The sequence below is a fragment of the Ectothiorhodospira haloalkaliphila ATCC 51935 genome, assembly GCF_000633935.1.
GTDB classification, from domain to species: domain Bacteria; phylum Pseudomonadota; class Gammaproteobacteria; order Ectothiorhodospirales; family Ectothiorhodospiraceae; genus Ectothiorhodospira; species Ectothiorhodospira haloalkaliphila.
The window spans coordinates 320,471-342,655 of sequence record NZ_KK214995.1 but is presented as its reverse complement, the minus strand read 5'-3'; the positions used below and the strand labels follow the sequence as shown (position 1 = coordinate 342,655).

The window sequence follows — 22,185 nt, the reverse complement described above, 5'->3', positions numbered from 1 at the left end:
TCAACACCTCTACCAATGGTAAATGCTGTTAATATGAACAGTATTTTCTTGCCGATCTCCTGCCTGCTCAAGGTGCATCCTGTCCGTGAATCGTTCATGTCCCCATGTCTCGCGCCGTATGCCGAACTCCAGTGCCTGTCCAACTTCAGTTTCCTCAGGGGTGCCTCGCATCCGGAGGAACTGGTGGCCCGTGCTGCCGATCTGGGCTATGAGGCCCTGGCGCTCACGGATATCGCCTCTCTGGCCGGGGTGGTGCGTGCCCACGTCGCAGCCGGGGAACAGGGAATACAACTCATCATGGGGAGTCAGCTGGAAGTGGGCTGCCGGTTCACCCTGATCCTCCTGGCCGCCACGCGGATCGGTTATGAAAACCTCTCCACACTGATCACCCGGGGGCGTCGGCGGGCTCACAAGGGGACCTATCAACTCCATCGGCCGGATGTGGCCTCCCATGCCCAGGGGTTGCTGGCCCTGTGGGTGCCTCTCCTGCCCTTGGACCCATCCGAAGAAGGCGATATCCGGGGCACGGCAGATTGGCTGCATGCGCATTTTCCCGGGCGTGCCTGGATAGCTGCTTCCCTGCACCGGGATGGGCAGGATCGGCGTCGGCGCGAGGCCCTGGAGGCCCTGTCCCGGGAGACCGGCCTGCCCCTGGTGGCCACCGGTGATGTGCACATGCATGTACGGGGGCGTCGGGCCCTGCAGGATGCCCTGACTGCCATCCGCCTGGGTCGGCCCCTGGCGCAGGTGGGAGAGGCCCTGTTTCCCAATGGCGAGCGCCATCTGCGCAGCCGACAGGCCCTGACCGGACTCTATCCGCGCTCCTGGCTGGAGCGCACCGTGGAGATTGCCCGGCGCTGTCGATTCTCCCTGGATATGCTGCGATATGAATATCCCCTGGACGACGTGCCGAAGGATCTTTCGCCGGATCGGTACCTCAGAAGGCTGGTGGAAGACGGCATGACCCGTCACTGGCCGGAAGGGGCGCCGGCCAGGGTGTGTCACCTGGTGGATCACGAGCTGGGTGTCATCCGGGACATGGGCTATGAGCCCTATTTTCTCACCGTGCACGACATTGTCCGTTTCGCCCGGGGGCGCGGGATCCTGTGCCAGGGAAGAGGCTCCGCGGCCAATTCCGCCGTGTGCTTCTGCCTGGGGATCACCTCGGTGGATCCCGCCCATTCGGAGATGCTGTTCGAACGCTTCATCTCCCGGGAGCGCAACGAGCCCCCGGATATCGATGTGGATTTCGAACACGAGCGGCGCGAGGAGGTGATCCAGTACATCTACACCCGCTATGGCCGCGACCGTGCTGCCCTGGCGGCCACCGTGATCACCTATCGACGTCGCAGCGCCATCCGGGATCTGGGCAAGGCCCTGGGCCTTGCCCAGGCACAGGTGGATCGGCTGGCCGCCAACATGGCCTGGTGGGAATCGGGAGTGGATGAGGACCGGGTGCGTGAGGCAGGCCTGGACCCCCACAGCGCCGTCATGCGCCGTCTGCTGACCCTGGTGGGGCAGATCCGCGGTTTTCCCAGGCATCTGTCCCAGCATGTGGGCGGCTTTGTGATCTCCCGGGGGCCCCTGTCCCATCTGGTGCCCCTGGAAAATGCCGCCATGGAGGATCGCACCATCATCCAGTGGGACAAGGATGACCTGGACGCCGTGGGTCTGCTCAAGATCGATGTCCTGGCCCTGGGGATGCTCTCGGCGGTCCGGCGCAGTTTCGATCTCATCCAGGCCTACCGGGGAGAGCAGTTGAACCTGGCCACCGTGCCCCGCGAGGACCCGGCGGTGTACCGCATGATCCAGCAGGCCGACACGGTGGGGGTGTTCCAGATCGAGTCCCGGGCGCAGATGAGCATGCTGCCGCGCCTCAGGCCCGCCTGTTTTTATGACCTGGTCATCGAAGTGGCCATCGTCCGGCCCGGTCCCATCCAGGGCGAGATGGTGCACCCCTATCTGCGCCGTCGACAGGGTCTGGAACCGGTGACCTACCCCAGCCCCCAGGTTCGACAGGTGCTGGAACGTACCCTGGGGGTGCCCCTGTTCCAGGAGCAGGTGATCAAGCTGGCCATGGTGGCGGCCGGGTTCAGCGCCGGCGAGGCCGACGGGTTGCGTCGCGCCATCGGCGCCTGGCGGCGCAAGGGCACGCTGGATCGCTTTCGGGAGCGGTTGCTGGAGGGCATGGCGGCGCGCGGTTACGATCCGGACTTTGCCCGGCAGATCTACCAGCAGATCCTGGGGTTTGGCGAATATGGTTTTCCCGAATCCCACGCCGCCAGCTTTGCCTTGATCGCCTATGTGTCTGCCTGGCTCAAATGCCATGAACCGGCGGCGTTTACTGCGGCCTTGCTCAACAGCCAGCCCATGGGGTTCTACGGGCCTTCGCAGTTGATCCAGGATGCCCGTCGGCACGGGGTGCAGGTGTTGCCGGTGGATGTGTGTGCCAGTGACTGGGATTGCACCCTTTTGCCTTTGGACGACGAGGCAGGGCATGGTGCCGAGGACATCACCCAGCCTGCCCTGCGCCTGGGTTTGCGCCTGATTCGTGGGCTTTCCCGAGCTACTGCTGATCGCATTGTGGACGCGCGCCGGGCGCGTGCCTTCGTGGCAGCGACCGACTTGTCCCAACGTGCACAGCTCCATCGCAAGGACATGGACACTCTGGCGGCCGCCGGTGCCCTGGCATCCCTGAGTGGCCACCGGCATCGTGCCCGATGGGAGGCCCTGGCCACGGAAACGCCCCTGCCACTGTTGGCAGATGCCTGCGTGCGGGAGGCGGACCCCCTGTTGCGTGTACCCAGCGAAGGTGAGGATCTGGTGGCGGATTATGCCAGTCAGGGCCTGTCCCTGGGGCGTCATCCCCTGGCGCTGCTGCGGGAGCGGCTGGCGACGCTGGGCCCGGCCACGGCCCGGTCCCTGCGGGCCCAGCCCCACCGTCGCCAGGTGCGCTATGTGGGGCTGGTCATCACCCGCCAGCACCCCTCATCCGCCAGTGGTACCGTGTTTCTCACCCTGGAGGACGAGACAGGCACGGTGAACATCATCGTCTGGCCAGCTCTGGTGACCCGTTTCCGGGCAGAGGTGCTGCAAGGACGCCTGTTGGAGGTGCGGGGGGAGTGGCAGCGGGAGGATGGGGTCTGTCATCTGGTGGCCCGGCATCTGACGGATCGCAGCGCCTGGCTGGGGGCCTTGCCGACTGATTCCCGGGACTTCTGTTGAGGGGAAAACCCTTAACTCTCATGCATCACGGCAGGTGAGGCACCCCCGATGATGAAAGTGAAAAGCCCCTCTCCCCTCAGGGGAGAGGGGTTGGGGTGAGGGGCGAGGGCCGGCACAGTGCCCCCCCCACCCCATCATCCCCATACATTCTCCCCCATGGGGGAGAAGGAAGCTTCCGTAGCTGAACCTGGGTGCTTTCACTTTAAGGGTCTTCCGAGCGTCGGCCGGCGCGCAGGGCCAGTTTGTTCATCAGACGCTCCCGGCGCCGCTGATGCGCTTCGCCCGGGGGGAGGCGGCGTGCACAGTCCAGAGCCGTGCGCAGGTCGCGACGCACATGCTCATGGTACTTGGCCAGGGCCTCCAGGGCCGTCACGCAACCCCGCGCGGACAGTGCATCCCAGAGATGCAGGGCCTCCGCGTCGCGTCCCTCCCGGCGCAGCAGGTCCGCCATGAGCAAAAGACCCTTTTCATCCAGCGCCGCGCGATCCTGGTGCAACACCTCCAGTGCCCGGCCCCGCAGTCCGGCCTTGAGGTGACCCTTGGCCACCGCCACCGGGTCGGCCCCAAAGGCATCCGGCGTGCCGTGGGCCTGATCCAGGGCCGGGCACAGGGCCGCCAGGGAGACCAGGTCCCAGCGGTTATGGGTGAGTACCCCCGGCAGGCGCCGGGCATCCCCGTAGCGCAGATAGTCCATCCAGGCCAGCGGCGCCTCTGCTCCCGGCAGGTCATGGAGACGCCCGAAGCCCAGCAGGCGTTGCTCTGCCGTGATCAGGCGACAGTCCGGCCAGCGCTGCCGGAACAGCCGCCGCACCGGGTACAGCAGATCCAGGTGCCCAAGCCGCGAAAAAGGATCATCCAGGCCTGCCAGGCGGACCCGGGTGAGCAGCAGCGGCAGGTCAAAACGCTTGCCGTTGTAGGTGACCACGGTATGAGCCCCGGCCAGGAAGTCGGCGGCCTGGCGCAGCATGCCCGCCTCGCCGGCAAAGCGGGTCAACATGAACTGGCGTACATGCAACTGATGGCCCTCCAGCCGGGCCAGGCCCAGCATGAACACGGCGGTGCCGGTGCCGCCGGCCAGGCCGGTGGTCTCGGTGTCCAGAAAGACCAGGCCGTGCGGCTCCCATCCCTGGGCCTCGGGCAGATGGACCTGTTCACCCAGCAGGGTTGATAGGGGGAAGCGACCGTGGGTGTTCTCCAGCGGCAGGTATTGGGAACACCCCAGCACGCCCGGTTCCAGCAGTTCGGCACCCAGGCGATCGGCCAGGGACTGGTCCGCATCCACCTGTACCGGACGATGGCCCTCGCGGCGGGGCCGCAACCGTCGCACACGCTCGGCCACCGAGGCCCTGCCCTCAGGCTCCCGTTCCCGGGCCGGCGTCCCGGCGCCATGCCCCTTGAGCCGATCCAGGCGCTGGCGCAGGTTCACGGCGCTTCGCCGAAGAGGCCGAGTACCCGTAACGCCGCGGCCTTGGGGGAATAGCCCCGGGTCTCGTCGGAGGCAAGGATGGGACCGATGCAGGCCGGGCAGCCGTGGGTGCATTCACATTGGCCCACCAACCCCAGGGCGTCGTGGACCACCGCCACGCGTTGATCAAACAGTGGCGCCGACAGGCCGACCCCACCGGGGAAATTGTCGTAGAGGAACACTGCGGGTCGGAAACGGCCCTGGGCATCCGGTGATTTCTCCGCGCCCTGCTCGTCGCGGATCTGGCCGCGGCCGTGACTACCCACGGTGGCAAACCACCGGGCATCACCATCGCCCACGGCACGGCCCAGATCCCGGGGCTCCGACATCATGCGCAGGACTGCCACATGGTGCATGGCATAGGCGGCCCCCAGGAATCCATCCAGCGCCTCCTGGCGGGAGTCGAAGCGGGCCTCCAGGGTCTGGGGTGCCAGTTCCCACCAGGCTGCGGTGGTGTGCATCTCCTGATCCGGGAGATTGATTTCACCAAAGCCAATATTTTCATGGGTGTAGTAGCGAATCTTCTTGTAACCTGGAATCCGTCGCACCACGTGTACCTCACCATGGGCGCAGGTGGATTCCGGGTGACGGGCGCGGTCGAAGTCATCCAGGATCTTCAGCCGGGTGTAGTCGATGGCGTCGGTGTAGTAGTCCACCCGGGTCTCCTGCACAAAGGCCTTGCGCCCCACCCAGTCCAGTCGTTCCACCTGATAGGGACTGGCCTGCACCATGTAGATGGCGCCCTCGTACAGGGTCATGGGGGCGGCGGAAAAGTCCACCTCGGCGATGATCCGCTTGCCGCCGCCGGTGGTGTCCACCACCACGAAGTTGTCCTCGGCCACGGATCTCAGGCTGACACTGTTGGCCGGGTAGCTGTCGGCACTCCAGTACCACTGATCCCCCTCCCGGTGCAGCACGCCCTCCTCTTCCAGATAGCCCAGCAGTTCCTCCAGCGGCTCATCGCCGAAATGCTCACCCTGGCGAAACGGCAGTTCAAAGGCGGCGCAGCGCACGTGGTCCAGCAGGATCAGCAACTGATCCGGGTCGATGCGTGCATGCTCCGGCCCGGCGCCCAGGAAGAACTCCGGATTGCGCACGATGAACTGATCCAGTGGATCGCTGCCGGCCACCAGCACCCCCAGGGCCGGGCGCTGACGCCGGCCCGCCCTGCCCAGGCGCTGCCAGGAACCGGCGATGGTGCCCGGGTAGCCGTTGAGCACGCACACATCCAGGCTGCCGATATCCACGCCAAGTTCCAGGGCCGAGGTGCTGATGACGCAGTCCACCCGGCCCGCCCGCAGATCCTTCTCGGTGGCACGGCGCTGGGTGGGCAGGTAGCCGCCACGGTAGGCGGTCACCCGGGGTGGGCGTCGCGGGTCCTTGTCGAAGACATCCTTGAGGTACTTGGTGAGCACCTCCACCATCAACCGGGAACGGGCGAAGACGATGTTCTTCAGGCCCATGCGTGTGGCCAATCGAGCGATGCGGGTGCTCTGGGAACGGCTCGAGGCCCGGATACCCAGATCCGGATTGATCACCGGCGGGTTCCATAGCAGCAGGTGACGTTCGCCTCGCGGCGCGCCGCTTTGATCCACGGTGCTCACCGCCTCGCCGATCAGGCGTGTGGCCAGTTCCCCCGGGTTGGCGATGGTGGCCGAGGCCATGATGAAACGGGGGCGCACCCCATAAAAGCGGCAGACCCGTTGCAGGCGCCGCATGAGGTTGGCCACGTGGGCACCAAAGACACCCCGATAGGTATGGGTCTCGTCGATGACCACATATTCCAGGTTCTCGAAGAACTGCGCCCACTTGGTGTGATGAGGCAGGATGCCCTGGTGCAGCATGTCCGGGTTGGAGACGACGATATCCCCCCGGGTACGCACCGCCTTGCGGGCATCACCGGGCGTGTCGCCATCGAAGGTGAAGGCGCGGATGCCCAGATTGCCCCCTTCGTTCAGGGCCTGGACCTCAGCCACCTGGTCCTGGGACAGGGCCTTGGTGGGAAACAGATACAGGGCCTTGACGCCCCGCTCCAGCACCGCCTGCATCACCGGCAGGTGAAAGCACAGGCTCTTGCCCGAGGCGGTGGGCGTGACCAGCACCAGGTGCTCACCAGCCCGGACACGTTGCCAGGCCTCGGCCTGGTGAGTGTAGAGCCGTGTGATGCCCCGGGCCTCCAGGGCCTTTTTCAGGCGAGGGTCCAGCTCGTCAGGGATGGGGGCGTATTGCCCGGGCTGGGCCGGCAGGATCAGTTCACCGGTAATGCACCCTTTGTAACGTCTGCGCAGTTGTCCGGCCAGACGCAGCACCGGGTCGGCGGCATCCGTCGTCGGGGTGTCTGAGGCAAAGGATGCCGGCGAGTGCTGGGAGCGGGGGCGGGCCATGGACTGAGTTTAATCAGAGGCTGTATATAATGCCATATGATGATGAACCATCTGCCAGGCTCTGGCGGCCCGCATGGTTTCTTTACCGGGCGTTTCCAGCAGCGCCCGGGAGCTGTTCCACGTGGCACTCCTGCGGTTGCCCGGCAATGATGGCGCTAAGCTGATGAAAAGTCACACTCAGGGACGACAGTTCAGGTCATGGTTGAAGTCGGGGATCCAATCCTTTGATTCAGCGAGGTACGTATATGAAGTTATTTCAAGGTTTACGTCATAACTGACTATATCCAGAATTGAAACCATGGTTCACCGGCCCGGCGCCCTCCCCCAGGCGGCGGGCCGAGCGCAGGGCCTTGAACAGGTATTTTTGCGCCTGCAACACGGCCTCGCGGACGGTGAGCCCGTGGGCCAGGCCGGCAGCCACGGCGCTGGCCAGGGTGCAGCCCGTACCATTGTTGCATCGGGTGTCCAGACGGGTGCTGGTGAACACTTCCACCCCCTCGGCCGAGGCTAGGCAATCGTTGATCATCTCACCCTGTTGGTGTCCACCCTTGAGCAGTACATGCTCGGGCCCCAGTGCCCGCAATGCCATGGCCGCTTCCCGCATGGCCTCCACCCCGCTGATCGACCGGCCCAGCAACACCTCTGCCTCGGGCAGATTGGGCGTGAGCACCTTCGCCCGGGGCAGCAGCACCGACCGCAGATGGCTCACGGCGTCATCACTGATCAACTGATCCCCGCTCTTGGCCACCATCACCGGGTCCACTACCACATTCACATGTGCTGCTCGGGCCTCCAGTTCGGCCACCACAGCATCGATGACCGCCCGGTCTTGCAGCATTCCGGTCTTGATGCAGTCCGCGCCGATGTCCTCAAGCACCACCCGCATCTGTTCGCGGACGAAGTCCACGGGGACGGCATGCACGCCGTGCACCCCCAGGGTGTTCTGGGCGGTCAGGGCAGTGATGGCGGTACTGGCATGCCCCCCCAGGGCCATGATGGTCTTGATATCCGCCTGGATGCCAGCGCCACCCCCCGAGTCGGAGCCGGCCACCACCAGTACCCTTGCGTTGCCAAAACGATCCAAAGTGATGGTCCTCGATAACGATGCATGGTTCGAATGGGTTCAAAATCAGGCTCTGCCGAGCACTTCCAGAGTGATCAGCGCGTGGGGATCACGATTATAGATGACAGCCCTGGCAGTGGAGAGGTGCCCTGACAATCCCTGATCGGTCGTCTATAACAAAGGGGGAGCGGTCTTGAAAGGCCGCCCACTTTAAAGGAATAAGGTCATCGCCACCACAAGGGATTCATTCAGGAGATGAGGAGATAATAATGAGCGTTTACAAGGTGATAGAGCTTGTCGGGACCAGCGAAAAATCCTGGGAGGACGCGGCCCAGCAGGCGGTGGCCAAGGCGCGTTCCAGCCTGCGGGAGCTTCGTATCGTGGAAGTGAACAAGCTGGACATCAAGCTGGATGACCAGGGCAATATCGCTGCCTACCGGGCCAGGCTGAACGTATCCTTCAAGTACGACAGCTAGCCTGTTCAGCCTGCCTGGTGGCGTGGGCTCGTCATCCCCCGCCCGACTTCCGGGTCGCGGCACTCTTGCCGGGACCCGGGGGTGAATGCTCCTTTCAGTCGCAGCACTGGGCCGTGTGCCAGGCGATCATGCGCTCCTCGTCAGTGGGGATCACCCAGGCAGCGGCCCGGCTTGCCCCGGTGCTGATGCGGGGGCCGTGGTCCAGATTACGGGCCTCGTCCACCTCCAGCCCGAGCCACTGGCAGCCACGAATCACTTCCGAACGCACCGGGGAGGCGCGCTCACCGATGCCTGCGGTGAACACCAGGTGATCCAGACCACCCAGGGCGGAGGCCAGGCTGCCGATCTCACGCACGATCCGGTAGACGAACAGATCCACCGCCTCACGCGCCGAGGGCTCTTCACTGTCCAGTAGCACACGCATGTCGCTGCTGATACCCGAGACGCCCAGCAAGCCGGATTCCTTGTACAGCACCCGGCTCACCTCATCCGGGGTCATGTTCTCGTGGCTGAGCAGATGCAGGACCAGGCCGGGGTCGATATTGCCGCAGCGGGTGCCCATGGGCAGCCCGTCCAGGGCGGTAAACCCCATGGTGGATGCCACGCTCACGCCGTTGTGCATGGCGCACAGACTGGCGCCGTTACCCAGGTGGGCCACGACCACACGCCCGGTTTCCGGGGTGGGTACGTGCCGGGCCAGGGCGCGACTGATGTAGTCATAGGAAAGGCCGTGGAATCCGTAACGGACCAGGCCCGCCTCGGTGAGATGCCGCGGCAGGGCGAAGGCCTGGGCCACACGAGGCTGGGTGGTGTGAAAGCTGGTATCGAAACAGGCCACCTGCGGCACATTCGGCCGCAGCTCGGACAAGAGGCTCACTGGTGCCAGGCAGTGGGGCTGATGCAACGGTGCCAGCGGGATCAGTGTTTCCAGATCCCGGACGGTTTCGGCATTCAGGCGAGCCGGTTGGCGATAGGTGCGCCCCCCGTGGACCACCCGATGGCCGATGGCGGCGATGTCGTCCACGTCGGAATGATCATCCACCCAGTCCAGGAGGCACTTCAGGGCCGCTGCATGATCGAAGCGGTCCCCGTCCTGCCCCTGCGGGTGCTCATCCAGCAACGTTTGTCCCTGCGCATCCTTGGCGACAAAGTGCGGCTGGTCACCCAGGCCGGAAAACTGTCCCCGGAAACGGGCGGCAAAGCCCTCGAGCCCCTGCCCGCCCTGCCGGGCGAACAGGGCGAACTTGATGCTCGAGGAACCGCTGTTGATGACCAGGATATCCGCCATCATCTCCCCTTCTTCTTCTGGTAATCCGCCGCCAGCAAGGCCAGTGCACAGGAGGCCATACGGGTGATGGCATCATCTGCCCGGCTGGTGAGCACGATGGGTACGCGTGCACCCAGCACGATGCCGGCACCGGTGGCATCCGCCAGATAGGTGAGCTGCTTCATGAGCATGTTGGCAGCTTCCAGGTCGGGTGCCAGCAGGATATCGGCCTTGCCGGCCACTGGCGAAACGATATTCTTGGTCTTCGCTGCGGCTTCCGACACGGCATTATCGAAGGCCAACGGGCCATCCAGCGTGCCCCCGGTGATCTGCCCACGCTCTGCCATCTTGCACAGGGCGGCCGCCTCCAGGGTGGACTGGATCTTGGGATTGACCGTTTCCAGCGCGGAGAGGATGGCCACCTTCGGATCCTCATTACCCACGGCATGGGCCAGATCAATGGCGTTCTGGACGATGTCCATCTTGTCGGCCAGGCTGGGGTAGATATTGATGGCCGCATCGGTGATGAACAGTGGCCGCGGATAGGTGGGCACATCAAAGGCCATGACATGGCTGATGCGCCGCTCGGTGCGCAGACCCGACTCCCGGGCCAGCACGGCCCGCAGCAGCTCATCGGTGTGTAACGAGCCCTTCATGATGGACTCGATCCGGCCGCTGCGGGTGAGGCTGACAGCTTCCTCCGCTGCGGCATGGCTGTGACGCACGGGTACCAGCTCGAAATCGGAGATGTCCACCTCGGCTTCGTCAGCGGCTGCTCGAATCCGGTCTTCCGGGCCGATGAGCACCGGATGGATCAACCCCGCCCGGGCCGACTCATAGGCGCCCAGGATGGACTGGGTATCCACAGGATGCACGACCGCCATGCTCACCGGTTCCGGGTGTGTGGCGGCGTGAAGCAGTTCATGCAGTCGAGCCCGTTCGGCCATGCGAACCCGGGGCATGATCGTGCGTGGGCGACGGATCTTCTCCGTCGGGGCCAGCACGTCGGCCACGCCCACGATGACATCCCGATCGTCCTGGTTGGTGCAGCGGCAGTCGAACTTGATGCCGTTCTTGCCGGGATCCTTCTCCAGCACCTTCACATGCACGCGCAGCACGTCGCCCAAGCCCACCGGGGCCTTGAAGCGCAGGGTCTGGCCCAGATAGATGGTGCCGGGCCCCGGGAGCTCCGTGCCCAGTACCGTGGAGATCAGGGCGCCGCCCCACATCCCGTGGGCGATGATTTCCTGGAATCGGGTGCTCTTGGCGAAGTCCTCGTCCACATGGGCTGGATTGACGTCGCCCGACATGATGGCGAACAGCTTGATGTCATCCATGGTGAGACGGCGTTCGATGGTCGCCGAGTCTCCCACCTGAATCTCATCAAAGGTTCGGTTTTCGATAAAGTCTTGTTCCACTCTCTTGTCCATGATCTTCAGGCCTTCACGTGGTCACCGGCATCCACATAGGTGGTGCCGCCGGTGAGTGAATGTCCCGCTTCCGAGGTCAGGAAGACGGCCGTACGACCCACATCTTCGATGGACACCAGGCGGCGCAGGGGTGAGCGCTGCTCGGCCGTTTGTGCCAGATTTTCAAAATCCTTGATACCCGATGCCGCGCGGGTGCGGATCGGGCCGGGTGAGATGGCATGCACGCGAATACCCGCCGGGCCCAGCTCATCGGCCATATAGCGCACCGAAGCTTCCAGCGCGGCCTTCACGGGCCCCATCAGGTTGTAGTTTTCCACCACCTTTTCAGCCCCGTAGTAGGACATGGTGATCAGGGTGCCACCCTCCTTCATCAAGGGTTCGGCCTGTCTGGCAAGCCGCATGAAGGAATGACAGGAGACATCCATGGCCATACCAAAACCCTCGCGGGAGCAGTCCACCACACGACCGTGCAGATCGTCCCGGGTGGCGAAGGCCATGGAGTGGATCAGGAAATCCAGCTTGCCCCAGCGCTCACGGGCCTGGGCGAACAGGGCTTCCACCTGGGATTCATCCTGAACGTCACAGAGCATGAGCTGGGGGTTGCCCATGTCAGGACCCAGGGGGGTGATGTGTTTCTCGGCTTTGGGAGAACCGTATGTGACGATCATCTCCGCGCCGGCTTCGTGCATGGCCTTGGCACAGCCGTAAGCGATGCTGTCAGCGTTAGCGAGCCCGGTGACGATGCCGGTTTTTCCTTCAAGGGAAAAAGGATGGGCAGCCATATGCCACCTCCGATTGGGTTGGGCGAATGTAGGTGAAGAGCGAGGCGGGTCGGGCGGCTGGGCCTCGAGGGCCGTGACCGCGAGTACCCGCCAACTCATTACCCCCTAGTATATGCTGCATTGCAGCGAAAATTAACAGGTGAACATGACGGATATATGAAATGGGCCTTGCTCACGGCCCTGCACCAAGCGTGAGCTTGACAACGATCAATAATTGCTGATCCCATGGACTTGACATTTTTTTCACCAGGCTTCGAGGGTTACGAATCATGCGTCATCGCTTGTGGGTTGCCGTTATCCTGCTGGGCCTGGCCATGCCCCTGAACGCCGCCGAGCGCTTTCAGGACTGGTGGATCAGCTACAGCGAGCCTGATGGGGGGGGATTGACGCTGCTGGCGTACACCCGCAGTGAAGATGGGCATGCCTTCGCCATCGGTCAGGCCCGCAATGGGCCGCTCAAGGCCGCCATCCTGATCCGCTCAGGCAATCCCTCTGCGGAGAAGACCTGTTGCGTGGAGGCTCGCGTGGCTTCCGAAGGACGCTCCCGGGTAGTCTCGACCCATATTGACGAGGACCAGCAACCTGCGGGCGATGAGGGGCGACAGGGCGAGTCGGTGGAGTGGGCACTCTGGGAGCCACGCCAGGGGAACGAGATTCCCCCGCTGATGCAGGCCCTGATGGAGGGGCGTGAGGTACACCTGAAGGTGGAAGATGCCTTCGGCGACATCCAGAGCATGACCTTTTCCCTGGAGGGGGCCCGTCAGGCCCTGCACTGGATGATTACCGAGGGCCCCATGACGGTCACCCACGACACGGTGGATTCACTCTCCGAAGCCGCCGCCTTCCATTGCGGTCACTCCGATGAGGTGGAGGCCTGTTTCGATGAGATTGTCAACTGCTGGGACCGTCAGTCCAGTGGCACCTCGGCAGTGGCTTTCCATGGCTGTCTGCGATCCTCGGGGGTGATGGGGCCGCCTGGCGGGGATTGAACATCTCTCTTCGAGGCACCGGTTTGGCAAAGGGGGTTGAGTGAACGACGCGGGGGGGTACAATTCCGGGGCACCGGTCCTGGGCCCTGGATCAAGGGGCTGAAATTCGCGGGTTGGTGATTGACCAAAATCATAGGGTATTCCGGGAAGAAGGCGCAGAATGAGTCTAAAGTCCACCACGACACGGGAGTCCTGCCTCCATGGAGCTTGATCCGCTTCTCTTATCGCGCATTCAGTTCGCGTTCGTCGTTTCATTCCACGCCATCTTTCCGGTATTCACCATTGGGCTGGCCTCCTACATCGCCCTGCTCGAGGGGTTGCTCTACAAGACCGGTAATCCGGCCTACGAACAGCTCTCCCGTTTCTGGACCAAGGTCTTTGCCGTGGTCTTCGGCATGGGCGTGGTCTCGGGCATCGTCATGTCCTTCCAGTTCGGCACCAACTGGAGCGTTTTCTCCTACGCCAGCGCCAACTTCCTGGGGCCCGTGCTGGCCTATGAGGTGGTGACGGCCTTCTTCCTGGAGGCGGTGTTCCTGGGTGTCCTGCTCTTTGGCCGCGACAAGGTGCCCCGTGGCACCCACCTGTTCGCCGCCTGCATGGTGGCCCTTGGCACCTTCATCTCCTCGTTCTGGATCCTCTCTGCCAACAGCTGGATGCAAACCCCGGCAGGCGTGGAGTTGCGGGATGGCATCTTCCATCTCACCTCCTGGGGTGAGGCCATCTTCAACCCCTCCTTCTGGCCTCGCTTCTTCCACGTGGCACTGGCCTCGTTCCTCACGGGCGGCTTTGTGGTGGCGGCCGTCTCGGCCTGGTATCTGCTCAAGGGCAAGACGCCGCTGGCCTCCAAAAAGGCCCTGCAGATGTGCCTGATCATGCTGGCCCTGGCAGCACCCGCCCAGTTGCTGGTGGGGGATGTGCATGGCCTGAATACCCTGGAACATCAACCGGCCAAGGTGGCCGCCATGGAAGGGGTGTGGGAAACCACGGACGGGGCACCGCTGCTGCTGTTCGCGATCCCCAGTCAGTCTCAGGAACGCAACTTCATGGAGGTGGGCATTCCCAAGCTGGCAAGCCTGATCCTCACGCATGAATGGGATGGCCGCGTCGAAGGGCTCAAGGAATGGGCGCCCGAGGATCGCCCCAACGTCCCCATCGTGTTCTGGAGTTTCAGGATCATGGTCGGTATCGGTCTGCTCATGATCGTGATGGCCCTTTGGGGCGCCTGGCTGACCTGGCGGGGCCGTCTGGAGCACTCGCCTCGCTTCCTGCGCCTGCTCAGCTTCATGATCCCATTGCCGTTCGTCGCGGTGCTGGCGGGTTGGTTCGTCACCGAGGTGGGCCGTCAGCCCTGGCTGTCCTATGGCCTGATGCGGGTCGAAGAGGGTCTCACCCCCTCCCTGACCGGAGGCATGGCCCTGTTCAGCCTGATCGGCTTCATCGCCGTCTACGCCGTGGTGTTCATCGCCGGCGTCACCTTTCTGGTGCGCATCATCCGCAAGGGTCCCGACGAGGCCCAGGGTGATCATCCCGTGCCCGGCGCCCATCCCAAACGGCCTTTCTCCGCGGCCGATGAATCCATTACCCAGCCCGCGAGGTAAGCCGTCATGGAACTGATCGATCTCACACTGATCTGGGTGGCCATCATCGGCTTCGGGGTGTTCATGTACGTGCTTATGGACGGATTCGACCTGGGGGTGGGCATCCTCTACCCCTTCGCTCGCAACGAGGATCATCGCGATGTGATGATGAATTCCGTCGCGCCGGTCTGGGATGGCAATGAAACCTGGCTGATCCTCGGGGGCGCCGGCCTGCTGGCCGCCTTCCCCCTGATTTATGCGGTGTTCCTGCCGGCACTCTACATCGGCGTGTTTCTGCTCCTGGCAGGGTTGATCTTCCGCGGTGTCGCCTTTGAGTTCCGCTTCAAGTCGGCTCCCGGCAAGCGGGGCCCCTGGAACTGGTCGTTCTTCCTGGGCTCTTTGGTGGCCTCCTTCGCTCAAGGGGCCGTGGTAGGGGCGTATATCCAGGGCTTTGAGGTGGAAGGCTTCTCCTACGTGGGCGGGCCACTGGACTGGTTGACCCCCTTCACCGTGATGACCGGTCTGGGCCTGGTGGCGGGTTACACCCTGCTGGGCGCCACTTGGCTGATCATGAAGACCGAAGGCGATCTGCAGGACTGGGCCTACAGGATGGCCCGCTGGATGCTGGGAGCGGTGCTGGCGGTCTATGTCATCGTCAGCCTGTGGACGGCGGTGGCCCACCCCCACATCCTGGAGCGCTGGCTGGAAAACGCCACGGTGCTTTGGGTCTTCCCCACCCTCTCCGTACTGGCCGGCCTGTGGTTGTGGCGCGGCCTGACCCAGCGCAACGAGGGGACGCCGTTTGTGGCCACCCTGGTGCTGTTCGTGCTGGCCTATGCGGGTCTGCTGATCAGCATGTGGCCTTACGCCGTGCCGCCGGAGCATACCTTCTGGGATGCCTCTTCTTCGCCGGATGCCCAGTTGTTCACCTTGGTTGGTATCCTGTTCGTGGTCCCCATCATCCTCGCCTACACCGCCTGGACCTACTGGGTGTTCAGGGGCAAGGTGCGTGTCGGTGAGGGTTACCACTGACCTCTCCCGCCGACAATACGACCCCGGAAATCCCCAACCGGGAAGCACGCCAGTGGCTCAATGAGCACATCGCTCCGGTCCGGCCCCTTCTGGGGCTGGCCACCGGTGCCGGCGTGCTCTCCGGCCTGCTCATCATTCCGCAGGCGGGGCTGATCGCATGGCTGCTGGATCGCGCCATCAGCCATGGTCAGGGCCCGTCGGAACTGGCCGTGCCGTTCGCCTGGCTGGCCGGCGTGATGTTGCTGCGCGTGGTGCTGGGGTGGGTGCGGGAGGCCACGGGTCAGGAGGCGGCGCTGCGCATCCAGGGGCGCCTCAGGGATCGCATATTCCAGCATCTGGCCACCCTGGGGCCGGTGCGGCTCGCCGATCGCCACAGTGGCACCCTCTCCTCAGCCATCGTGGAACAGGTGGAGGGGTTGTCCGGCTATTACGGGCGTTATCTGCCGCAAATGATGGTGGCGGCCCTCGTGCCCATCGGCATCTCCATCGCCGCGCTCACCCAGGACTGGCTGGCCGCTCTGATTCTTCTGTTTGCGGCCCCGCTGATTCCCTTCTTCATGGCCTTGCTGGGCATGGGGGCAGCGCAGGTCAGTCGCAGCCAACAGGAAACCGTCGCCCGACTGGGCGGGCATTTCCTGGATCGCCTGCAGGGCCTGACCACCCTGCGCCTGCTCAATGCCCAGGAGCGCGCCGCGGCGGACGTGGCCGAGGCCGCCGAAGGCTATCGAGCCAGCACCATGAAGGTGCTGCGCGTGGCCTTTCTGTCCTCTGCGGTGCTGGAGTTCTTCAGCGCCGTCGCCATTGCCCTGGTGGCCATGTACGTGGGTTTTGGCCTGATCGGGTATCTCACCTGGGGCCCGGCTCCGGAACTCACCCTCTTCTCGGGCCTGTTCATCCTGCTCATGGCCCCGGACTTCTTCCAGCCCCTGCGGCAACTGGCGCAGCACTATCATGATCGTGCTGCGGCGCTGGGAGCCGCCCAGGTGTTGATGCCGCTGCTGCGCCGCGAGGCGCCGCAGCTGCCCTCCCCGCCTCCCGTGCCTCACCCCTCCAGCGGGAGCGGCGTGCGTGTTCGCCTGGATAACGTGCACGTGAGTTTCGAGGATGGGCAACGCCAGGCGCTGCAGGGTGTGAGTCTGACCATCGAGCCCGGCGAGCGCGTGGCCCTGTGCGGCCCCAGCGGTGCCGGAAAATCTACCGTACTGCATCTGCTGGCGGGATTCATTCGCCCGGATCGGGGGAAGGTGGCGGTGGATGGGGCTGAGCCGGATCCGGTGCGCCAGGCAGCCTGGATGGGACAGCGTCCCCATGTCTTCGCAGGCAGCCTGGCCGATAATATCCGCATGGGCGAACCCCAGGCCTCGGATGAGGCCGTCAGATCGGCTGCCCGGGATGCCGGTGTGCTGTCGTTTGCCAGCCAGCTCCCCCAGGGGCTGGATACCCCCTTGGGTGAACGGGGATATGGTCTGTCAGGCGGCCAGGCCCAGCGGGTGGCACTGGCTCGCGCGGCCCTCAAGCAGGCCCCGCTGTGGCTGCTGGACGAACCCACGGCGGGCCTGGATCCCGACACCGAGGAGCAGATCCTCAAGGCCCTGGAGCGCTCGGCCACCACCGGCGCCACCCTGCTCATTGCCAGTCATCATCCCCGGGTGCTGGAGTGGGCCAACCGGGTCATCACCATTCAGGACGGTCAGGTGGTACAGGATACGGGGCATCACGCATGAAGGACCTCTGGCCATTCCTCAAGCTCTCCCTGCCCCGTCTGCCCTGGTTTGCCGCTGGCGGTCTGCTGGCTGTACTGACGGTGGCAGCCTCCACGGGCCTGCTGGCCCTTTCCGGCTGGTTCATCACCGCATCGGCCCTGGCCGGTGCCGGGCTCATTCTGGGGCTGGATGTCTACAGGCCCGCCGGCGGCATTCGTGCCCTGGCCATTACCCGCACCCTGGGGCGCTATGCCGAGCGTCTGGTGAACCACGAGGCGGTGTTGCGCCATCTGGCCGACCTGCGCAGCTGGATCTTCCGTCGCCTGGCGCCTCTGGATCCGGGCACCCTGGCCCGTTTTCGCTCGGCTGATCTGCTGCAGCGACTGGTGGGTGACATCGACACCCTGGACGGCCTCTTCCTGCGGGTGATCACACCCACTCTCACAGCCGTGCTGGCCCTGCTGGGGGGCGCAGTATTGTTCGGCCTGCTGGCCCCGTTCAGCGCCCTCTGGGTGATTGCCCTGCTGGCCTTTGCAGGCCTGGTGTTGCCGGCCCTGGCCCTGGCCCTGGGGCGGGCTGCCGGGGAGCGCCGCACCCGGGCCGCCGCCCGCGTGCGTGAGCTGGCGGTGGAGGGCGTTCAGGGCCTGGCGGAGCTGCGGGTGTTCGGCGCCCTGGGTCGTCATCGGCGCGCACTGGAATCGGCCGAATCTGACCGTGCCCATGCCGAGGGTGGGCTGGCGCGCTGGGGTGCCCTGGGGGATGCCCTGGCGATGCTGGCGGGTCTGGCGGCCGTGTGGCTGGCCCTATGGCTGGGGATCGGCTGGTTGGCCACAGGACAGGCCGGCGCACCCATCGTGGTGCTGGTCATTCTCGCCACACTGGGGCTTTCCGAAGCCCTGGGCATGCTACCCGGGGCCTATCAACGCGTGGGCCAGATCCGCAGCGCAGCCCGCCGCCTGCTGGATGTGGCCAATACTCGCCCTGCCCTGGAGGAACCCAAAACACCGGTTGCTCCAGCTTCTTGCGAAGGGTTGCAACTTCGTCAGGTGGTGCTGCGCTACGGTGAACAGGGGCCACCGGTGCTGCAGGGAATCGATCTGGACGTGAACACGGGTGAGACGGTCCTGATCACCGGGGCCTCCGGCGCCGGCAAGACCAGCATCCTCAGTGTGGCCCTGCGCCTGGTGGCGCCTCAGGAGGGTGAGGCCCGCGTGGCCGGCGTGCCGGTGCAGGACATGAGCTATCAGGACCTCTACAGCCAACTGGGAGCCCTCACCCAGGAGACCGTGCTGTTTGCGGACACCATGGCCAATAATCTGCGCCTGGCCCGCCCCGAGGCCACTGAAGAGCAATTGCATCAGGCGCTGTTCATTGCCGGCCTGGACGACTTTGTCCAGACTCTGGGCCAGGGTCTGGACACCCAGGTGGGTGAAGGTGGGGCACTGCTGTCCGGAGGGCAGGCCCGTCGTCTGGCGCTGGCCCGGCTGATCCTGAGGGATCCGCCGCTGGTGATCCTGGATGAGCCCTTTCGGGGTCTGGACCCGGCCACCATTATCCGCCTTCGGGAACGCATGGCCCCCTGGCTGGCCCAGCGGGCCGCACTGGTGATCGCCCACGAGGAAGCCACTGCCCCCATGGCGGATCGCCATTACCGGCTGGAACGGGGACAGCTTCAGGCGCAGCAACCGAGGAGTTGATCATGGGTGGATGGGGTTGCCCGCATGAAAGCAAGGGCCTGTGCGGCCATCTGGACGATCGCCCCTGTGAGCCAGGCATGAAGGGCTGCGTGCTCGCCGGACGCTTTGTCTTCAGCGATCCGGAGAAGAACACTGCCCGGGCCCTGAGGGAGAAGGCAGACGAGGATCGGCGCCGGAAGCTTTCACGCCCCTGAACACTCTGCCGTCGTGAATGTCCTTTCACGATGGTTTGCGTGCCCGCAGAGATACCGTCGGGCCAAAGCGCCGCAACCGTCAACCAGGAGGTGTCATGAGCGATCAACCGACCGCCACCCGCTCCGGGAGTTTTCAGCAGAACGTGGCCCTCATGCTGGATCGGGCCCTCAAGGAAGTGAAACTGGAGCCCGGGGCTGATCGTGCCCTCAAGTCCTGTAACGCCACCCTGCAGGTCTCTTTTCCCATCAAGCTGCGCGGGGAGGTTCGCACCTTCACCGGCTGGCGGGCCGTGCACAGCACCCATCGTCTTCCCGCCAAGGGGGGGCTGCGCTTTTCCCCCACCGTGGATCAGGACGATACCGAGGCCCTGGCGGCGCTGATGACCTATAAATGTGCCATCGTGGATGTGCCCTTTGGCGGCTCCAAGGGGGGGCTGTGCATTGATCCCACCCAGTACGACCGGGATGAAATGGAACTCATCACGCGGCGGTTTGCCCGGGAACTGGCCCGCCGCGGATTCCTCAGCCCGGCCACCAACGTGCCGGCTCCCGATGTGGGTACAGGGCAACGGGAAATGGCATGGATTCTGGATACTTACAAGAACCTCTACCCGGAAGACATCAACTACGTGGGCTGCGTGACCGGTAAGCCGGTGGACCTGGGCGGAATGCCGGGAAGGCTGGAGGCCACGGGGCGTGGCATCCAGTATGCCCTCAGGGAGTTCTTCCGCCATCCCGCCGAGGTGCAGGCGGCGGGCCTGCAGGGGTCCCTGGAGGGCAAGCGCATCATCGTGCAGGGCCTGGGCAATGTGGGCTATCACGCGGCCAAGTTCCTGCAGGAGGAGGATGGCGCCCGCATCGTCGGGATCATCGAGCGTGAGGGCGCCCTGATTGACGAGCGGGGCCTGTCGGTGGAGGCAGTGCGTTGCTACATGAATGAGCACGGCACGGTGCTGGGCTACCCCGATGCCCGGTTCGTGGACAAAGGGGCAAGCGTGCTGGCCGAAGACTGTGACGTGCTCATCCCGGCGGCCCTGGAGGGCGTGATTCACAAGGACAATGCCGAGAGCATCCGCGCTCCCTTGATCATCGAAGCCGCCAATGGGCCCATCACCTACGAGGCAGACGAGATCCTGCGCGGCAAGGGCACGGTCATCCTGCCGGACATCTATGCCAACGCCGGCGGTGTGGTGGTCTCATACTTCGAGTGGATCCGTAACCTCTCCCATATCCGCTTCGGGCGTTTGCAGCGACGCCTGGATGAGACCCGGGGCGAGCACATCGTTTCTGCCCTGGAAATGATGAGTGGTGAAAAGACCCCGGCATGGATGCGCGAGAACCTCATCCGTGGCGCCGAAGAAGTGGACCTGGTGCGATCCGGCCTGGACGATGCCATGCGCGTGGCGTTCCAGGAGATCGCCCGGTTCCGGCGCGAGGGCGGGCGGCACCTGGATTACCGCACCGCCGCCTACGCCCTGGCGGTGACCCGGATCAATCTTGGCAGTCTGGACCTTGGGGCGTACTGAAACGCTCCTCCAGCCAGGCGAATACCGCACGCACGCCCAGGGCCTCGCCCCCCTTGGGACGCCCCGGACGGGCACGTGTGTTCCAGGCCATCACATCAAAATGGATCCAGGGCTGGGTCCGGGGCACGAAGGCCTTGAGGAACAGCCCGGCGGTAATGGCTCCCGCGTAAGGGGTACTGCCGCTGTTGGCCAGATCGGCCACGGAACTCTCCAGCAGCTCCCTGTAGGGCTCATGCAGGGGGAGCCGCCAGCAAGGGTCCTCCTGGATCTCTGCATGACGATGCAGGCCGTGGACCAGTTCACGGGCATCCGTGAAGAAAGCCGCGATCTCCGTGCCGACCGCCACCCTCGCCGCCCCGGTGAGGGTGGCAAAATCAATGATCAGTGAAGGGCTCTCCTCGCAGGCCCGGGTGAGCAGATCACACAACACCAGACGACCCTCGGCATCGGTGTTGTCCACTTCCACGGTCAGGCCCTTGCGGGTGGTGATCACGTCCCCCGGGCGAAAGGCGTTGCCATCGATGGCGTTATCCACGGCACCAATCAGTACCCGCAGGCGCACCGGCAGGCCTGCCGCCATGATCAAATGCGCCAGGCCCAGCACGTGAGCAGCACCGCCCATATCCTTTTTCATGAGACGCATGCCATTGCTCGGCTTGATATCGAGCCCACCGGTATCGAAACACACCCCCTTGCCCACCAGGGTGATCCGGGGGTGGGCATCGTCCCCCCACTGCAAATCGATCACACGGGGGGCGTGGTGACTGGCCCGTCCCACTCGGTGGATACTGGGATAGTTTTCCTCCAGCAGGGCATCCCCTACCACCTGCCGTACCGTGGCACCGAAGGTCTCGCCCAGTTGCTGGGCGGATTCGGCCAGGTGCTCAGGCATCATGTCCTCCGCCGGCGTGTTGATGAGGTCCCGCACCAGGCTGATGGCGTCAACGGTTTGCTCGACTCGCTGCGCCTGATCATCGGTGAGCCGGGTAAGGCTCAGCCGAGGATGGGGCTTGTCGCTGGGGCGGTAGCGCTCGAATCGGTAGCTGCCCAGCCCCCAACCCACCGCTGCCTGGGCCAGGCGCTGTGGCGACCAGTCACACTCCAGGGTGTAGACCCCCTCCCCCAGCCTGCCGGGCAGATCCGCCAAGGCCCAGCTGGCGGCATCCGGATCGACGCCCACCAGCATCTTGCGAACGCAACCATCGGTTTCCGGTAAGGCCAGGTGGTGGCCGGCCTTGGGCTGGAAACGGGCAGCCTTCACCCAGTTGCGCATTCGTTCTGGCTGTCGTTCCAGCCATGGATCAAAAAGAGCGGCATCCAGGGGGATCAGGGTGATCATCTGCGTGGCAGGGGCGCGTTCGAAACAGTCGGTCAT

16 protein-coding genes are annotated in these 22,185 nt (G+C 64.6%); 9 read left to right on the top strand and 7 right to left on the bottom strand.

What is annotated here, in order from left to right; all coding sequences use genetic code 11:
• Window positions 1-96: 96 nt before the first annotated feature.
• Window positions 97-3,225 (top strand): error-prone DNA polymerase, encoded by a 3,129-nt coding sequence (locus ECTHA_RS0101580; protein WP_025281418.1) that lies wholly within the window; start codon window positions 97-99, stop codon window positions 3,223-3,225.
• Between the two features lie 202 nt (window positions 3,226-3,427).
• Here ECTHA_RS0101580 and ECTHA_RS16540 read toward each other — a convergent pair whose 3' ends face one another.
• From ECTHA_RS16540 to thiD, 3 genes are all read right to left on the bottom strand, one after another.
• The gene (locus ECTHA_RS16540; RefSeq protein WP_051582531.1) at window positions 3,428-4,651 is read right to left on the bottom strand and encodes a ribonuclease H-like domain-containing protein; all 1,224 of its coding nucleotides are present in this window, start codon (window positions 4,649-4,651) and stop codon (window positions 3,428-3,430) included.
• Window positions 4,648-7,074, bottom strand: coding sequence for a DEAD/DEAH box helicase (locus ECTHA_RS16535; protein ID WP_025281417.1), 2,427 nt, complete (start codon window positions 7,072-7,074; stop codon window positions 4,648-4,650). Before ECTHA_RS16535 ends, ECTHA_RS16540 begins: the two co-directional genes overlap by 4 nt.
• 268 nt (window positions 7,075-7,342) lie before the next feature.
• Entirely contained in the window at window positions 7,343-8,158 is an 816-nt protein-coding gene (gene thiD, locus ECTHA_RS0101565; protein ID WP_025281416.1) for a bifunctional hydroxymethylpyrimidine kinase/phosphomethylpyrimidine kinase, read from the bottom strand.
• 248 nt (window positions 8,159-8,406) lie between these two features.
• Here thiD and ECTHA_RS0101560 point away from each other — a divergent pair, with 248 nt between their 5' ends.
• A complete protein-coding gene (locus ECTHA_RS0101560) occupies window positions 8,407-8,613 on the top strand; it encodes a dodecin family protein (protein WP_025281415.1) in 207 nt (68 codons plus the stop codon).
• A gap of 94 nt (window positions 8,614-8,707) precedes the next feature.
• Here the strand turns inward: ECTHA_RS0101560 and ECTHA_RS0101555 are convergent, their stop codons facing one another.
• The 3 genes from ECTHA_RS0101555 to fabI are packed head-to-tail and all read right to left on the bottom strand — an operon-like array spanning window position 8,708 to window position 12,092.
• On the bottom strand, window positions 8,708-9,904 hold the full coding sequence (locus ECTHA_RS0101555; protein WP_025281414.1) for an acetate/propionate family kinase: 1,197 nt from the start codon (window positions 9,902-9,904) through the stop codon (window positions 8,708-8,710).
• A complete protein-coding gene (locus ECTHA_RS0101550; protein WP_025281413.1) occupies window positions 9,901-11,310 on the bottom strand; it encodes a bifunctional enoyl-CoA hydratase/phosphate acetyltransferase in 1,410 nt (469 codons plus the stop codon). Before ECTHA_RS0101550 ends, ECTHA_RS0101555 begins: the two co-directional genes overlap by 4 nt.
• 5 nt (window positions 11,311-11,315) lie before the next feature.
• Complete coding sequence (gene fabI / locus ECTHA_RS0101545; protein ID WP_025281412.1) at window positions 11,316-12,092, bottom strand: enoyl-ACP reductase FabI; 777 nt, start codon at window positions 12,090-12,092, stop codon at window positions 11,316-11,318.
• Between the two features lie 269 nt (window positions 12,093-12,361).
• Between fabI and ECTHA_RS0101540 the strand changes: the two genes are divergently transcribed.
• From ECTHA_RS0101540 to ECTHA_RS0101510, 7 genes are all read left to right on the top strand, one after another.
• The gene (locus tag ECTHA_RS0101540; protein ID WP_035368915.1) at window positions 12,362-13,081 is read left to right on the top strand and encodes a hypothetical protein; all 720 of its coding nucleotides are present in this window, start codon (window positions 12,362-12,364) and stop codon (window positions 13,079-13,081) included.
• Window positions 13,082-13,281: 200 nt separating this feature from the next.
• Window positions 13,282-14,679 (top strand): cytochrome ubiquinol oxidase subunit I, encoded by a 1,398-nt coding sequence (locus tag ECTHA_RS0101535; protein WP_025281411.1) that lies wholly within the window; start codon window positions 13,282-13,284, stop codon window positions 14,677-14,679.
• A 6-nt stretch (window positions 14,680-14,685) separates the two neighbouring features.
• Window positions 14,686-15,690 (top strand): cytochrome d ubiquinol oxidase subunit II, encoded by a 1,005-nt coding sequence (gene cydB, locus ECTHA_RS0101530; RefSeq protein WP_025281410.1) that lies wholly within the window; start codon window positions 14,686-14,688, stop codon window positions 15,688-15,690.
• Window positions 15,687-17,414 carry a thiol reductant ABC exporter subunit CydD gene (gene cydD, locus ECTHA_RS0101525; protein WP_338042734.1) on the top strand — a complete coding sequence of 576 codons (1,728 nt, stop codon included), beginning with the start codon at window positions 15,687-15,689 and terminating at the stop codon, window positions 17,412-17,414. The genes cydB and cydD overlap by 4 nt, the downstream gene beginning before the upstream one ends.
• Window positions 17,411-19,090, top strand: a complete 1,680-nt coding sequence (gene cydC / locus ECTHA_RS16530; RefSeq protein ID WP_025281408.1) for a thiol reductant ABC exporter subunit CydC — start codon at window positions 17,411-17,413, stop codon at window positions 19,088-19,090. Before cydD ends, cydC begins: the two co-directional genes overlap by 4 nt.
• Before the next feature lie 2 nt (window positions 19,091-19,092).
• On the top strand, window positions 19,093-19,284 hold the full coding sequence (locus tag ECTHA_RS0101515; RefSeq protein ID WP_025281407.1) for a hypothetical protein: 192 nt from the start codon (window positions 19,093-19,095) through the stop codon (window positions 19,282-19,284).
• A 95-nt stretch (window positions 19,285-19,379) separates the two neighbouring features.
• A complete protein-coding gene (locus ECTHA_RS0101510) occupies window positions 19,380-20,810 on the top strand; it encodes a Glu/Leu/Phe/Val family dehydrogenase (RefSeq protein ID WP_025281406.1) in 1,431 nt (476 codons plus the stop codon).
• On the opposite strand, the gene ECTHA_RS0101505 is transcribed toward ECTHA_RS0101510, so the two are convergent.
• Window positions 20,776-22,185 (bottom strand): leucyl aminopeptidase family protein, encoded by a 1,410-nt coding sequence (locus tag ECTHA_RS0101505; protein ID WP_025281405.1) that lies wholly within the window; start codon window positions 22,183-22,185, stop codon window positions 20,776-20,778. The two genes, ECTHA_RS0101510 and ECTHA_RS0101505, sit on opposite strands and share 35 nt — an antisense overlap.